We start from the raw sequence: 15,010 nt of genomic DNA on the forward strand, positions 1-15,010 counted from the left end.
ATGGGTGCAGTCATCGGTCAGGCCCCGAGCGTCTCGGTGGGAAATGTCTCGGTGGAACGTGTCTCTGTGGGACCTGTCTCTGTGGCGGGCGTTTCGGCGGCCTGCACGCTTTGCTGCTTTGCCTTGAGCCTTTGGTCGAGCCAGTCGAGCCAGTCCTGCATGCCCTCGCCGGTGCGGGCCGAGAGGCGCAGCACCCTGATGCCGGGGTTCACCCGTCTGAGGTTGGCCTCGTAGAGATCGAGATCGACGTCGCAATGCGGCGCCAGGTCCACCTTGTTCAGGAGCGCGATTTCGGAAACGGTGAACATATCCGGGTATTTCAAAGGCTTGTCCTCGCCTTCCGTGACCGACAGGATCGCTACCTTGCAATCCTCGCCAAGATCAAACCCGGCCGGGCACACCAGATTGCCGACATTCTCGATAAAGAGATAAGACGCCGGATCGATCTCCAGATGTTCCATCGCGTGACCGACCATATGGCCGTCGAGGTGACAGCCCTTGCCGGTGTTGACCTGCACAGCCCTTGCCCCCGTCGCGCGGATGCGCTCGGCGTCATTGGCGGTCTGCTGATCGCCCTCGATCACGGCGAGCGGCGCGTCTCCGGCGCGGGCGTTCAGCATCTCGATCGTCTTGCACAGAAGCGTCGTCTTGCCGGAGCCGGGCGAAGACACGAGGTTCACCGCAAAGGCCCCGAGGTTGCCCAGCACCCGGCGATTGCCCTCGGCGTAGCGGTCGTTCTTGGCCAGAATATCGGTCTCCAGCGCGATCAGCCGCTCCTGCGACATGCCCGGCACTTCGGTACCCGCCGGGCCCTGGCCGAAATGCATGTCATCGCCATGATGGTGATGCGAATGCTGATGGTGATGGTGACCATGATCGTGGTCGTGATCGTACTCATGGGGATGATCGTGAGAATGGTCATGCCCGCGAGAATGCCCGTGAGAATGACTGTGAGAGTGGCCGTGCGCATGACCATGCGCCTCCCCCTCAACGCTCGAAGTGCCGCAGCCGCATACCGTACACATCAGGTAACCTCCAAATCCTTGATCCGCATTTCGTCCCCGCCCATCGGCATCAGCTTGCCGCCGCCGCAGAGCGGACAGTCGTCCAGCCGGTGCGCGATCTCCACCTCTTTGGCACAATCGTAACACATCGCACGCCCCGGCAGGTCGATCATCTCAAGCGCCGCGCCCTCGGCCACGGAACCCCGCATCACCACATCAAAGGCAAAGGCCATCGCGGGTTTCTCCACCCCCGCGAACCTGCCGATCTCCAACCGAACCCGCGACACAGACGAAAACCCGTTCGCCAGAGCCGCATCCTCGATCACAGACCGAACCCCTTCGCACAAGGACATCTCATGCATCAGCCTCGCGCTCCGCCCTGTTCCAAGTCCTTGTCCTGAATCAGAGAGTCGCGTTCAATTTCTGCCTCTTGGCCGTTTTCCGCAAGCCCGGCGGTCAAAAGCTGACGGCGCGTGGGGGCGCTGAGCGCTTCTTCCCCCGGCTCTTCGGCGGCTTTCACCGCCTCGGCTTCGGCCTCGGCGGTCAGCGCGTCTTCGCGGGCGGCGCGAATATCGGCGCTGCGATCGGTTTCGGCGCGATGTTCTTCCTGAAACAGCGCCTGCATCACCGCCTGCGCCACTTCGACCGCCTGGGCCTGTGTCTTGAACTCGCCCATGAGCGAGAACAGAGAACAGGCCTTGTAGCCGCCGGTCTGCTCGCGCGCATTGTGGATGAACTCATAGTCGCCCGAGGGAAAAGGCAGCACCTCCTTGTCGCCTGCGGTGAGATGCGACCAATCCTCGCCCTCGCCGGGCAATTGCACCAGATTCATGAACCACGGGCTCAGCAGCACGCCCAGGGGCCGGCCCTCATGTTCGATGAAGCCCACGGCCTGCACATGCAGGAGCTTGTTGACCATCGGCACATCGCGCATTTTCGCGTGCCAGACCTCGGTGAAATCCGCCACCAGCGCTTCGGTCTTGCGCGCCAGACGGGCGGCTTCGAGCATGGCGTCCGATCCAGGGTCCTCGGAGACCAGAAACTGCGCCTTCGGCGCGTCGCAATTGGGGCATTTCCAATCCTCGGGCAGCGCGGTGAAAGGCGTGCCCGGCAGGACCTGGCGGGTGTCGTCGCCCTCGGCGGGATCATAGGGCGTCCAGCAGATCTTGCATTCCATGATCGCCTGATCGGAAATCTTGTCATTGGCGCCCAAGTAAGACCCTTCGAACCCGGTCTGGGTGTTGGCAAAGCTCATCTGATCGCCTCCAGCACTTCGCGGATACGTTCCGAACTGTCGGCGAGATCTTCCTGTGCGGCCAAGGCCACCTCCGGCATGTCGGTGACTTCAAACGTGTCGAGAATGAGCGTGTCCATGGAGTTGAAGAATTGCACCCGCCAGACATGATTGAGCGCGGTTGCACTGACCCGGCAATTGCCATAGCCGCGCGACAGGATGTCGGTCGCCCCCTGCCCCAGCGCCGCGTCCAGCCAGTCGAGATCGGGCTCGGTATGCGGCAGCAGCGTCAGGTTGATGACATGGCTCTCGTCTCCGGGTTTGAACCCTTTCGACTTGTCCTCCAGCTCCACCAGAAGCGGCGGTGCGTTCACAACACCCAAGGGGCGTTCGGCCTTGTGCATCCGGGCCGGGCGGCGCGGCTCGAAAGCGCGATCTTGCGCAAGCTGTGGCACGGCGCCGACTTCGATCACGTCCTCATCTGCGCTCTTCAACAGCCAGACCCCGGCGAAGACGCTTTCCTGCACTGCAACGGCGGGAATGCCATGGATGCGCATGGCGACCTCGCCCTCGCCCATGGTCTCGGCAATGAGGGCGCGGTTTTTCGCGTCCAGCTCCGAGAGATCGAACCGGGCATTGGTGCCGGTTTCGGCGGCATGGGCACAGGCCTGCGACAGGCCCGCCAGAAGCGTCAGCGCCGGGCGCAGATCCTCGCTCAGCTCGACCTCGGGCGAATGCATGGAATAGGTCCGCATGTCCTGCGGCATTTCCATATATTCGAGCTCGCCATCCTCAACCGGCTGCGATCCGGGACCGAAGCCCATGGGCGGCAATTGGAAATTATTGACCATCTCTCGCGCTCCTCACACCTGTTCCGGCACAGCCATCGCAAGGATCTGTGCGAGGCGGTTCATGTAGTCGTCCCAATCGCGAACCTTGGGGATGCCGGCAAGAAAATGCCCGTCACGATAGGTCAGAAGCGACGGGGTCTTGAGCACGCCCGTGGCCTCCCTGAGCGCGGTCTCGATCCCGTCACCGACCACGGCACAGTCGAAACGGCCCTGGAATGCCAGTTTGAGTTCCGGCAGGATCACCGCCACATCTGCGGTCTCGAGATTGCGTTTCGCATCCCCTGGCACGAAGAGCACATGCGCCCCCGGACGGCTGGTGAATTCGGTCACGTCATGCATGCTGTCGAGCTGCGGCCAGCCGAATTCGCTGGTCAGCCTGTCGATCAATGGGTGGCTCATGCGGTGGTCTCCCCTTTGTCCAATGCGGCCTGCAGATGCGGTGGCAATTGCGGGTCTCGCGCCTCGAGATCGGCGAAAGCGTCACCGAGGCCACGCCCCTCCATCAGCGCCTGCAAGCCGCCGAGTGCGTTTTTGATTTTGATGGCTTCGTCTTCCGAGAGCACTTCGCGGGCGGCGCCGAGAAAGGTCAGCACCCATGTGCCCGGCGCCAGAGGCCCGGTGAGCGACAGATCGATCAACCGCTTCTCGGTGCCATCCGTGGCCGTGCCGGCGACGCCTTCGGAAAACAGGATCTGCATCGGGGTGCCGAGACACATGTCAGGCCCCCAGCGGCAGGAAACGGTCGTCGCCGATGCGGCAGGCCTCGTCTTCGGTGGGCCGGCCCTCTTCATAGGCGGAGCGCAGGATCGACGGGTCGGCGAGATCGCGGGTCTCGCTGTGCCCCTCGCGCGCCGCGATGCCGAGCCCCTGCAGTTTTTCGAGCGCCACCGCGATGGCCGGGTCGATCTGAGCCGCCACGATGTCGCGCAGGCCGCCGCCGTAATCCTCGAGCTCCTCGGGCTGACACCCGATCAGGATCAGCCGCTCCGGGCAATGGCCCATCAGCTCGGCGGTGGCCAAAACGTCCTGGAACCCGGTCTGGTGCAGGGACATCTTCTTGGCGCCCATGAAAGACGGCACATCGCCGTCCTCGACGATCTTGAGCGTGCCGGGGGCGAGCCCGTAATCCACCGCATCGAACACCAGCAGCGCGTCGATCTCTTCGAGAAACGGCAGAAGGTACAGCCCCTGTGTGCCGCCATCGAGCAACTTGACCTCGGGGCCAAAGGCATAGCGTTCGGCCAGACGCTCGACACAGCGCACGCCGAACCCCTCATCTGCCCATAGGACATTGCCGATCCCAAGGATCAGAACTTTGGCTGCCATGCGCCCCTCCTCCTTTATCTGTGCGGCCCATCCCCGGATTGCGCCGCATCGACCGTGCGGCTGCAGCAAAACTGGATGGTAAGCTTCCGATCTTTCTTTCCACTGAGAGTAGAGAGAGAGGTTTCGCATCACACGCGTTTTTCGGGATGCAATGGAATACCAACTAGTGCCCTGAAATACATGGGGTTTTCGTCAAAATGTCGCAGCTAGCGCAAACATATATGGAAGGAAGCCTTCCGATAATTTCAGAATTGGAAGGATAAAATACGGAAAAGGCGGGGAGCCCCCGCCTTCTCACTCGATTCTGACACGGTCGCGCGGCCTATTCCGGGCGGTCGTCCTTGAAGGTTCGGGTGCCGGAAATCATCGTCGAGACCATGGATTGACGCGACAGGATGTCTTCGCGGATCGCGGCATAGATGTGGATGATCATGAAGACCAGAATGAACCACATGCCGAGACGATGCACCGAATGCACGATCATCGAATTACCGAACAAGGTCAGGACCCAGCCGGCCACACCGTCGGCAAAGCTGCCCTGGCCTGCGCCTTCGGAATAGAGCGCCCAACCGGTCAGGATCATGAAGGTGAGCCCGAGCGTCATGAAGAAGAACATGGCGGTCTGCGCCAGCGGGTTGTGACCGACGTATTTCTTCGGCTCACGCTCCAGAAACGCATACCATTTCAGCTCGAAAAACACCTCTTTCCACCAGCGCTTGTTCCACACCGGAATGTAGAACAATTGCCGCGCGTGGCTGTTGCCGACAAAGGCCCAGTAGATGCGGCCGAAAAAGCCCACCGTCACGATCATCCCCGCCGCGAAATGCGCGAAGCGGATATAACCGAAGACGAACTGATGCGTGGCCTCAGCGATCTGCATCGAGGGCAGCGGCTTGCCAATGACATAGCCGGTGACGATCAGCACCGTGATCGCCAGCGCATTGACCCAGTGCCAGAGCCGCACCGGCCATTCATAGACGAAAACCGAGGTGCGGGTGCGGATGCTTTCGATATCCGCCGCCGTCGCGTCCCCGGTGAGGCGCGAGGCCTCGAGAGGCTCCGGCATCTCCGGGTTGGGCGTGTGAATGGAGGTCTCGGACATGTCTCATTCCTCCTTGCGGCGCTTGATCCATCCCTTGACGGCTTCGCCCGCCAGCCAGATCACCGCCACCGCCACGCTGGCCATGGCCAGATGCGCCAGCGAATGGCCTTCGGTGCCCGGCAGAACCGCGTGGCCCGGATGGGCCAGCGCCGGTGTTGCGAACAGGATTGCCAATGTCGTGAGTTTTTTCATGATACGCCCTCCTCTCAGCGCACTTTGACCGTGGTCAGCTCGTCGCCATCGGGCGACATCACATGGGTGGAACAGGCCAGACAGGGATCGAAACTGTGCAAGGTGCGCAGGATCTCGACCGGCTCGTCGGGGCGTTCCATCGGCGTGTTCATCAGCGAGGCTTCGAAAGCGCCGATATTGCCCTGACTGTCACGCGGCGAACCGTTCCAGGTGGTCGGGACCACGCATTGGTAATTCTCGATCCGACCATCCTTGATCTTGATCCAATGGCCCAGCGCGCCGCGCGGAGCTTCGGTCATACCAACGCCCTTGGCCTCTTTCGGCCAGGTGCTCGGGTCCCATTTCTCGACATTGGCGGTCGAGCTGTCGCCATTCTTGATGTTGGTCACCAGCTTGTCGAAGAAATGCTTCTGCAACCGGCCACAGTACTCGGACTCGAGTGCACGTGCCGCGGTGCGACCGAGCGTCGAGAACAGCGCCTCGACCGGCAGATCCATGGTCCTGAGCAGGCCGGTGACCTGATCGGTGATCTCCTCGTGACCCTTGGCATAACCGACGATGTAGCGCGCCAGCGGACCGACCTCCATGGCATTGCCGCGCCAGCGCGGCGCCTTGATCCAGCTGTATTTCGCCGCTTCGTCGAGCTCCTTGATGTCGGTCTTGGTGCCTTTGGCGTTCGGACCGAGCTCATACTTGGGTTCCGTCACACCATCCCAGGGGTGCAGCCCCATGCCGGCCTCGCCATAAGTGTACCAGGAGTGATCGACGAATTCCTGCACCTGTTCCGGGTCGCGCGGATCGACATCATGCACGGTCGAGAGATCGCCGTTGATGATGGCGCCACGCGGCAGGTGCAACTGCTCCGGCGAGAAGTCGTTGGCATTCTCCGGGATGTCGCCATAGGCAAGACAGGCCTTGGACGACAACCCGCCGCCATAGAGCCAGTTCTTGTAGAACCCACCGATGGCCACGACATCCGGCAGGTAGACGTTCTTGTTGAACTCGATGCATTTCTCGATGATCGAGGACACCATATTGAGCCGTTCCATGTTGATCGCACCGACGCCGCCGACACCATCGACGTTGATCGGGCACGGCACACCGCCCACCAGCCAGTTCGGATGCGGGTTCTTGCCGCCGAAAATGGTGTGGACCTTGACCACCTCTTTCTGAAGATCGAGCGCCTCGAGATAATGGGTCGTGGCCATGAGATCGGCCTCGGGCGGCAGTTTGTAGGCCGGATTGTCCCAATAGCCGTTCTTGAACAGGCCAAGCTGGCCGCTCTCGACGAATTTCTTCAGGCGGTTTTGCACATCGCGGAAATAGCCCGCGGAGGAGAGCGGGTGCGATGGCGAAACCGCCTGCTGCAGCTCCGACGTGGCTTTCGGATCAGCGCGCAGGGCGTTGACCGGATTCACCCAGTCGAGCGCATGCAGATGATAAAAATGCACGATGTGATCGTGGATCTGCAGGTTGAGCTGCATGATATTGCGGATCGAATTGGCGTTGTCCGGGATGGTGATGCCCAGAGCATCCTCGACCGCACGCACGGAGGTCAGCGCATGGGTGCCGGTGCAGACACCGCAGATGCGCTCGGTAAAGGCCCAGGCATCGCGCGGATCGCGGCCCTTGAGAATGACTTCGAGCCCGCGCCACATGGTGCCGGTGGAGACCGCGTTGCGAATGACGCCATTCTCGTCGACGTTCACTTCGCAGCGCATGTGACCCTCGATCCGGGTCACCGGGTCGACGACGATGCGCCGGCCGGTATTGTCGAGGTCGAAACCGTTGGGGGTCGTGTTCATGGGTTACGCCTCCTCTTTCTTGTCTTGGGTTTTTCTCTGAGCCGCCTTGAGTGCGGAGACGGCGGCATGGGCCGCAACGCCGGCACCGACGACACCCGCGGCAGCCAGACCGACCTTGTCGGCATTGGCCTCGACCCCGAATTGCGTCAGATCGGTCACCCGGTCATAGAAACTGCCCTGATCCCAAAACCCGTCTTCGGAACAGCCGATACAGCCGTGGCCCGACTGGATCGGGAAGGAGACACCCTCGTTCCAGCGCACGGTGGAACAGGCGTTATAGGTGGTCGGGCCCTTGCAGCCCATCTTGTAGAGGCAATAGCCCTTGCGCGCGTTTTCGTCGTCCCAGGTCTCGACGAACTGGCCCGCGTCGAAATGCGGACGGCGATAGCATTTGTCGTGGATGCGCTGGGAATAGAACATCGCCGGGCGGCCCTGACGATCGAGCTCCGGCAGGCGATCGAAGGTCAGCATATAGGTGATCACCCCGGTCATGACTTCGGCGATCGGCGGACAGCCCGGCACTTTGATGATCGGTTTGTCGGTGATCACCTTATGGACCGGCGTGGCCCGTGTCGGGTTGGGCTTTGCGGCCTGCACACAGCCGTAAGAGGCACAGGCGCCCCAGCTGATGATCGCCTTGGCGTGTTCGGCCGCGTGTTTGAGCTGTTCGACGAACGGCTTGCCGCCGATGATACAGAACATCCCGTCTTCGTTGAGAGGCGGGTTGCCCTCGACCGCGAGGATGTAATTGCCCTTGTATTTCTCTATCGTGTCCTGAAGCGCAGCTTCGGCCTGATGCCCGGCGGCAGCCATCAGCGTGTCGTCGTAATCGAGGCTGATCATCGACAGCACCACGTCTTTCGCCAGCGGATGCGCAGAACGAATGAAACTCTCGGAACAACAGGTGCACTCGAGCCCGTGGACCCAGATCACCGGCGTGCGCGGCTTGGTCTCCATCGCATGGGCAATCTTCGGCACGAAAGAAGGCGACAGCCCCAGCGCCGCCGCCGTCAGCGAACAATATTTCATGAAGCTCCGGCGGGTGATCCCCTGCCGGCGCATGACATCGTAGAATGTCTCGATCTGACCGTCACTCTGGCCCAAGGTGCGTTCCTCCCTGTTTGGTCTTCGGATTGCCGCGAATGCCATCGCATACAATCGCTCAAGCCTATCCAAACAGGCCGAACGCCCGCCGCCAAACCCAAGCACGAAAAACGTAACTTCGAAATTTCGACGTCTTTTCAGAGATCTAAACCGGGGGCGCGCAAAATGCCCGGTGAGTGGCTAACCGGCTTTCATCGCAACCGGTCAAAGGCTTTTCACCCTTTGCCTCGGCGCTCACAAATGCCGCGCGGCGGCAATCAGCGCCTGCCCGAGCGCCAGCCCGCCGTCATTGGCGGGGGTCTTGGTGTGGGTGAGGATGGGGGTGTTTCCCAGATGCCAAGCCATAAGCTGCAACAGCAACGCATTCTGGAAACACCCGCCAGAGAGAACAACAGCCTGCGCCTCTCCGGCCTCAACCAACCGCCGCGCCTCCTGCGCGAAGCCGAGGCTCAGCCCCGCATGTGCCATCCATGCTAACCGATCCAGTGACTGTCCGTGTTGTCGCAGACCCTGCAACTCCGCAAACATCGGCGCCGGGTCCAGCTCCCCGTCCCGCAGAGGCAAACTAAATCCGACCCCCATGTCGGGGGCTTGCGTTGCCATCGCCTCCAACCGCATCGCCGCTTCGCCTTCGAAACTCTGGCCATCGGCGCAAACCCCGAGGCAGGCGGCAACCGCATCGAACAGCCGCCCGGCGCTCGACGACATCGGGCAATTCATGCCCTTCTCCACCGCCCTGCGCGCCATCGCCAGCGGCTTGTCCGCGAAAAGCTCATCGGCCCACTCCGACAGGCCGGCCTGATCCAATCGCGCCAGCGCATTGCGCCACGGCTCTTTCGCGGCCCTGTCGCCACCGATCAGCGGCGCGGGTTTGAGCCAGGCCTTGCGGGTGAACCCGCGATAATCGCCCAAAAGCACCTCGCCGCCCCAGACCGTACCGTCCGTGCCAAGCCCGAGCCCGTCGAGCACTATGCCAGCGACCTTGCCCCCCTCCAGAGGCCAGAGATTCTCACCGAGACAGGCGGCCAGATGGGCGTGGTGGTGCTGCACCTCTTCGACCCTCTGCCCTTCCTTCTCAGCGCGCGCATAGGCGTGGAGCGTGGCGCGGAATTCCGGGTGCAGGTCGCAGGCGATCAGCTCCGGATGGTGATCGAACAGGGCGGCATAATCCGCATCAGCCTTCAGAAACGCCTCATAGGTCAGCGCCTCGTCCAATTCGCCGAGGTGATGGCCCAGGAGCGCCTGCCCGTCTTTCAACAGGCAAATCGCGCCTTTCATCTGGCCGCCATAGGCCACGACCTGCGGCGCCTCCTCGAACCCCTTGGGCAATGGCAGCGTGCCCGGCACCCGGCCCCGCGCCCGGCGCAGCACCATCGGGCCGTGTTCCGTGATCCGTTCGACCGAGTCATCGAGCCGCCGGGCGATCTCGCGATCATGCATCAGGAAGGCGTCGGCAAAGCCCGCAAGCTTGTCGCGCGCTTCGGCGTTGCCGATCACCTGCGGCTCGCCCGACAGATTGCCGGAGGTCATCACCAACGGGCCGCCCATGGCGTCGATCAACAGGTGGTGCAGCGGTGTATAGGGCAACATCCAGCCCAGCGTCGCCTGCCCCGGCGCGATGCCATGGGGCTTGGCGCCCACAGGACGGTGCATCTCCAGAAGCACGATCGGCGCGGCGGGGTCCTCGAGCAGGGCTTGCTCCTCCTCCGAGACCGCGCACCAGTGCCGGATCGTCTCGAGCGTGCCCATCAGGGCAAAGGGTTTCGCCGGCCGGTGCTTGCGCCTCCTGAGCAGGGCCACGGCCTCGGCGTTCAGCGCGTCACAGGCAAGGTGGAACCCGCCCAGCCCCTTGATCGCGACGATTTCGCCCGCGCGCAGGCGCTTTGCCGTCTCAGAGATCGGATCGCCTTCTGTTGCGGGCTCCAACCAGAGCTTCGGGCCGCACTCCGGACAGGCAATCGGCTGGGCATGAAACCGGCGATCCTCCGGGTCCTCGTATTCCGCGCGGCAGGCCGGGCACATCTCGAACGGCGCCATGGTGGTCTTGGGCCGGTCATAGGGCAGATCGGTGACGATGGTGAACCGCGGGCCGCAATGGGTGCAATTGGTGAAAGCGTAGCCATGACGGCGCATGTTCGCATCCCGAACTTCGTTCAGGCAATGATCGCATGTTGCGGCATCCGGGGTAACGCGCGTGCGCGCAGCGCCGTCTTTCGAGGCGATTATGTCGAATGTCTTCGGGGTTTTCGCCCGCTCACCGGCAATTTCGCAAAGCTCCACCGCGTCGATCCGCGCCAGCGGCGGCAATTCTGCACGAAGACGGCGCTCGAATATGTCGGTAAAACCCTCACTGCCATCAAAGAGCTGGATCAGCACCCCCTCGGCATCGTTGCGCACGGTGCCGGTGAGCCCCATGTCGCGCGCCAGATGCCAGACGAAGGGGCGAAACCCGACGCCCTGCACCTGACCGCGCACGCGGATCTCGACGCCTTTGTTCCCCTCTGCCCCCTTCTCCGCCCCCACGTCAGTGCACCGTACAGACCATGCAGGGGTCGAAGGAGCGCACGATATGCTGAACCGCGATGGGCGTGTCTTCACCCGGTTGTACCGGCGCGCCGACCAGCGCCGCTTCCACCGGTCCCGGGATGTTGCTCCGGTCGCGCGGCGAGAAATTCCAGGTTGTCGGCGCGATGATCTGGTACGAGGTGATCTCACCCCTTTCGACGCGGAACCAATGGCCAAGCGCACCACGTGCCGCCTCGACCAGCCCGACGCCCTCGCCGTCCTGTGGCAATTTCACATGGCGCATGAAAGGCTCGCGCGGGTCGATCTCGGCCAGCAGCCGTTCCATCTCCACCTGGGTGCGGGCCAGCTCCAACAGCCGACCGGCGACGCGGGCGCGCACCGATCCCTCCTTTGACAGCGCCAGAGCGAGCGGATGACCGTCGATCGCCTGCCGCGCCAGCGCCCCGGTTTCGAAACTTTCGCCCCGCAATCGCGGCGCCTTGCACCAACTATAGGCGTCCTCGCGCATATCCTCATCCGGCAGGGTCTGCCCATGGAGCGGATGGGCATCGGGGCCAAGCATCCAGGAATGCGACAGGTCCTCGATGATTCCGGCGGGTTCCAACTCACCGGCGGTGCCGTCGCGCAGAATGCCGGGGACAAAGCGCCGTCCCTCAGGGGTCGGGTAGGCGCCAAAGGAGAGGTAGCGATGCTCGCCGACGCCAGAGGTCTGTAACATCAAATTATCGGAAATTTCTAAGAACAAACCGAAATCACCGGTTTGCCACCCGTTCAATTGTTCGATTTGTGTAAGTTCTAACAGGACCTCCAGAGGCGCACCGATGACCACCTCTTCGAGATAGGCGCGAAAGGCGGCAAGATCGGCGCCGATGCGCACCTTGTCACGGGCGGTGGGCGCGCGGGTCACCCCACCCGGTTGAATGGCCAGCGTATGCGGCCATTTCCCGCCCAGAAGCCCGACGATATGCAAAAGCTGCGCCCGCGCCTCCGTCGCGCGTTTGAGGGCGCTGCCGTGCACAGCAGTGAACCGTTCTACCGTGCGTCCATGCCATGGCCGGTCGGCATAGATCGGGCGGGCAAAGTCGGGCATGAAGAACAGGTTGAAATGCATCAGATGGTCGGAAACATTTTCGACCATATGCAGGAGCTGGGCGACCCGGCTGCCATTCGGGATCATTTCGGCACCGGCAAGATCGGCCAAGGCCAGTGCGGCCGCCATGGATTGGCTGATCGAACAGATGCCACAGATCCGCGGCGTGAGGGTCAGCGCATCCATCGGCCCCTTGCCGCGCAACATGCTCTCGAAGCCGCGAAACATCGGCGAATTGGCATAGGCGGCTGTCACCCTGCCCTCGGCCACCTCGAGCCGGATTTCAAGATCGCCCTCGACCCGGTTGAACGGGCCGACGAGCAGGGTCGTCGTGTCTGTCATGCGATCAGTCATGTTTGCGGCTCTTCACGCTCGGGGGGACGATGACCCGGTCGGCCACGGCATTCTCGGCGACCCGACGCGGGGTCGCACGTTTCGACAGAGAGGCCAGCGCCATGAACCAGGCCTTCGGCATATCGGTCGGCAGGCCCACCGGGATGCCGGCGAATTTCGGCGTCTCGGTAAAGCCGTGACCGGGTTCTTCGAACTCGGGCGCGGTGCAATTGATACAGGGGTAGCCGGCGCGGGTACAGCTGCCCTCGCCGTTCCACAGCCGGATGTTGCAATCGCCAACGGCCTGGGTGCCGATACAGCCCAAGTGCTCCATCATGCAGCCCATCTGCGACAGTTCCTCGGCCGAGGCCTTGTATTCGTAGAACTCGTTCTTGGTGCAGGCATGATGCACGAGATTGTCGGCAAAGAACCGCGGCCTTGCGTATTGGTCGAGATCCTCGGGACCGAGCGCGCCCGCGGCCAGCAGCATCAGCGTCTCGGTGACCCAGTCGGGATGCACCGGACAGCCGGAAATATTGATCACCGGCAGGCCCGCCTTGTCGCGAAAGGTTGCGGGCAGCACAGCCCCCGCGTGGCTGCCCTCATATTGCAGACCGGCGGCATCCGACGGGTTGTCGCCGGCCGAGGTCACCCCGCCATAGGTGGCGCAGGTGCCGACGGCCACGACATGGCGCGCCAGAGGGGCGAGGCTTTCGACCCAGTCGAGCATGGAGCGCCCGGTGCCCGCCAGCATATGATAGCGCCCGGTGCCCCTCGGCCCGCGGGCGATCGCACCTTCGACACAGAGGATGTCGAGCTGCTGTTCACCGGCTTCGATGGCATCGAGCAGGCGACGCACTTCGGCCCCTGTCGCCTCGGACAGCGAGGGATGCCAGAGAAACTCGAGCCCCGCGCCGTGGAACAGGTCGATGAGCGACGGGCTTTCGGCGCAGAGAAGCGACATGGTGCAGCCGCCGCAGCCCGCCGATTGCAACCAGAGAATATTCACCCATTCCCTCCCAGTTTCGGGGCCTGTCTCGGAGCCCGTTTCAGCGACAGGCGAAAACAGGCGCCCTCGGCCTGATCCGGCAGATAGGTGAGCGCGCCGCCATGTTCCTCGGCGATCTTGTAAGAGATCGACAGGCCGAGCCCCGTGCCCTTGCCGACATCCTTGGTCGAGAAGAACGGATCGAAAATGGCCGCCTGCAGCTCTTCCGACACGCCCGGCCCGTTGTCGCAGACATCGAGCAGGGCGAAATCGCCCTCATAGCGCAGGGTGATGCGGATTTCCGGTGCCGCAACCCCGGTCATGGCGTCGGCGGCGTTCTGGACCAGGTTCATCACCACCTGTTGCACATGGCCGACCCGGCCCAGCGCGACACAGGGGTCTTCGCCCTCGACGGTGATTTTCATATCGCGTTTCTGGCCGCGCCGGACCCAATCGGCGCCGATCTTGGCGGTTTGCGTCAGATCGAAGGGCGCCACTTCACCAGAGCCATCCGCGGAGAGACGCCGCAGGTCCTCGACAATGTCGCGCACCCGCTCGGCGCCGTCATGCGCGCCCTCGATCGCGCTACGCAGGTTCTTGAGGTCGCGGTCGAGCCGCAGGCTCTCGCGCAGCGCGATCAGCTCATCCCGGCTGGCGCCGCCCTGCACCTGTTCGAAATAGGCCTCGAACCGGTCGAGATATTTCTGCAGGCTGTGGGTATTGGCATAGACGAAGGAAATCGGGTTGTTCAGCTCATGCGCCACGCCCGCCAGAAGCCGGCCGAGCGAGGCGAGTTTCTCGGTGCGCACCAATTGCGTCTGCGCCTGTTTCAGCTCGTCGAGGCTGCGTTCCAGCTCGCGATACGCCCGGCGCAGCTCGCCCAGAGGCCGCCCGGTCAGGATGATGCCGGAGACCCGTTTGCGCTTGTCGAGACGCGGCGCGAGCCGGATATCGACCGGGCTGGCGCCATCCACGGTCTGCAGATCGAGCTCAAGCCGGGTCTCGCCGCGCAGTTTGATCACAGCATCGATCGCCGCCAGCATGCGGTCCCGCATCTCGCCCTCGAAGAACTGATCGACGGGATGGCCGATCAAAGCCGCCTTGTCGCGCCCCAGAGCGGCGCAAAACGACTGGCTGACATCGGCGATGACGCCATCCTTGTCGGTGACCACGAGATAATCCGAGATCGACGCCATGATCGAGCCGAGAAAGCCGCGCAGGCTCACCAGCTCGGTGTTGCGCGCTTCCAATTGTTCCTGATAATCGACCAGCTCGGCATAGGTCTTGTCCACGGCATCGAGCACGTCCACCCAGGCGGTGTCGTCGAGCTCCGGCCGCGTGCCGCTCCCCAGGCTCCCAGGCAAGTCTATCACGGGATCACCATCCTTGGTCATTACCCGCTCAGCCTATGCCAAGGACCGGAGTTTGGAAAGGGTTGGCAACATCTGCGACACC

14 protein-coding genes and 1 pseudogene are annotated in these 15,010 nt (G+C 63.0%); all 15 read right to left on the bottom strand.

Annotated elements, in window-relative coordinates; translation table 11 throughout:
- Window positions 1–116: 116 nt before the first annotated feature.
- Window positions 117–1,025: pseudogene (hypB, locus tag BM151_RS06715) on the bottom strand (hydrogenase nickel incorporation protein HypB); the annotation flags it as partial.
- Window positions 1,025–1,366 carry a hydrogenase maturation nickel metallochaperone HypA gene (gene hypA, locus BM151_RS06725; RefSeq protein WP_090059396.1) on the bottom strand — a complete coding sequence of 114 codons (342 nt, stop codon included), beginning with the start codon at window positions 1,364–1,366 and terminating at the stop codon, window positions 1,025–1,027. The gene hypA and the pseudogene hypB, both read right to left, overlap by 1 nt.
- Window positions 1,366–2,259 carry a [NiFe]-hydrogenase assembly chaperone HybE gene (gene hybE / locus BM151_RS06730; RefSeq protein WP_090059397.1) on the bottom strand — a complete coding sequence of 298 codons (894 nt, stop codon included), beginning with the start codon at window positions 2,257–2,259 and terminating at the stop codon, window positions 1,366–1,368. Before hybE ends, hypA begins: the two co-directional genes overlap by 1 nt.
- Entirely contained in the window at window positions 2,256–3,089 is an 834-nt protein-coding gene (locus BM151_RS06735; protein ID WP_090059399.1) for a hydrogenase expression/formation protein, read from the bottom strand. Before BM151_RS06735 ends, hybE begins: the two co-directional genes overlap by 4 nt.
- 12 nt (window positions 3,090–3,101) lie before the next feature.
- On the bottom strand, window positions 3,102–3,488 hold the full coding sequence (locus BM151_RS06740) for a thioredoxin domain-containing protein (RefSeq protein ID WP_090059400.1): 387 nt from the start codon (window positions 3,486–3,488) through the stop codon (window positions 3,102–3,104).
- Complete coding sequence (locus BM151_RS06745) at window positions 3,485–3,805, bottom strand: HypC/HybG/HupF family hydrogenase formation chaperone (protein WP_090059402.1); 321 nt, start codon at window positions 3,803–3,805, stop codon at window positions 3,485–3,487. The genes BM151_RS06740 and BM151_RS06745 overlap by 4 nt, the downstream gene beginning before the upstream one ends.
- A gap of 1 nt (window position 3,806) precedes the next feature.
- On the bottom strand, window positions 3,807–4,415 hold the full coding sequence (locus BM151_RS06750) for a HyaD/HybD family hydrogenase maturation endopeptidase (protein ID WP_090059403.1): 609 nt from the start codon (window positions 4,413–4,415) through the stop codon (window positions 3,807–3,809).
- A 322-nt stretch (window positions 4,416–4,737) separates the two neighbouring features.
- Window positions 4,738–5,517, bottom strand: a complete 780-nt coding sequence (cybH, locus tag BM151_RS06755) for a Ni/Fe-hydrogenase, b-type cytochrome subunit (RefSeq protein WP_090059405.1) — start codon at window positions 5,515–5,517, stop codon at window positions 4,738–4,740.
- Between the two features lie 3 nt (window positions 5,518–5,520).
- On the bottom strand, window positions 5,521–5,709 hold the full coding sequence (locus tag BM151_RS06760; RefSeq protein WP_090059406.1) for a hypothetical protein: 189 nt from the start codon (window positions 5,707–5,709) through the stop codon (window positions 5,521–5,523).
- Window positions 5,710–5,723: 14 nt separating this feature from the next.
- On the bottom strand, window positions 5,724–7,514 hold the full coding sequence (locus BM151_RS06765) for a nickel-dependent hydrogenase large subunit (protein WP_090059407.1): 1,791 nt from the start codon (window positions 7,512–7,514) through the stop codon (window positions 5,724–5,726).
- Window positions 7,515–7,517: 3 nt separating this feature from the next.
- A complete protein-coding gene (locus tag BM151_RS06770; protein WP_281245291.1) occupies window positions 7,518–8,618 on the bottom strand; it encodes a hydrogenase small subunit in 1,101 nt (366 codons plus the stop codon).
- Window positions 8,619–8,852: 234 nt separating this feature from the next.
- Window positions 8,853–11,141, bottom strand: coding sequence for a carbamoyltransferase HypF (gene hypF / locus BM151_RS06775; protein WP_245781130.1), 2,289 nt, complete (start codon window positions 11,139–11,141; stop codon window positions 8,853–8,855).
- A gap of 1 nt (window position 11,142) precedes the next feature.
- On the bottom strand, window positions 11,143–12,588 hold the full coding sequence (locus tag BM151_RS06780) for a nickel-dependent hydrogenase large subunit (protein ID WP_090059409.1): 1,446 nt from the start codon (window positions 12,586–12,588) through the stop codon (window positions 11,143–11,145).
- Window positions 12,581–13,576 carry an NADH-quinone oxidoreductase subunit B family protein gene (locus tag BM151_RS06785; protein ID WP_090059411.1) on the bottom strand — a complete coding sequence of 332 codons (996 nt, stop codon included), beginning with the start codon at window positions 13,574–13,576 and terminating at the stop codon, window positions 12,581–12,583. The genes BM151_RS06780 and BM151_RS06785 overlap by 8 nt, the downstream gene beginning before the upstream one ends.
- On the bottom strand, window positions 13,573–14,949 hold the full coding sequence (locus BM151_RS06790) for a sensor histidine kinase (protein ID WP_090059412.1): 1,377 nt from the start codon (window positions 14,947–14,949) through the stop codon (window positions 13,573–13,575). The genes BM151_RS06785 and BM151_RS06790 overlap by 4 nt, the downstream gene beginning before the upstream one ends.
- Between the last annotated feature and the right edge of the window lie 61 nt (window positions 14,950–15,010).

It is taken from the genome of Celeribacter neptunius (assembly GCF_900113955.1).
In the GTDB taxonomy this organism is placed as follows: domain Bacteria; phylum Pseudomonadota; class Alphaproteobacteria; order Rhodobacterales; family Rhodobacteraceae; genus Celeribacter; species Celeribacter neptunius.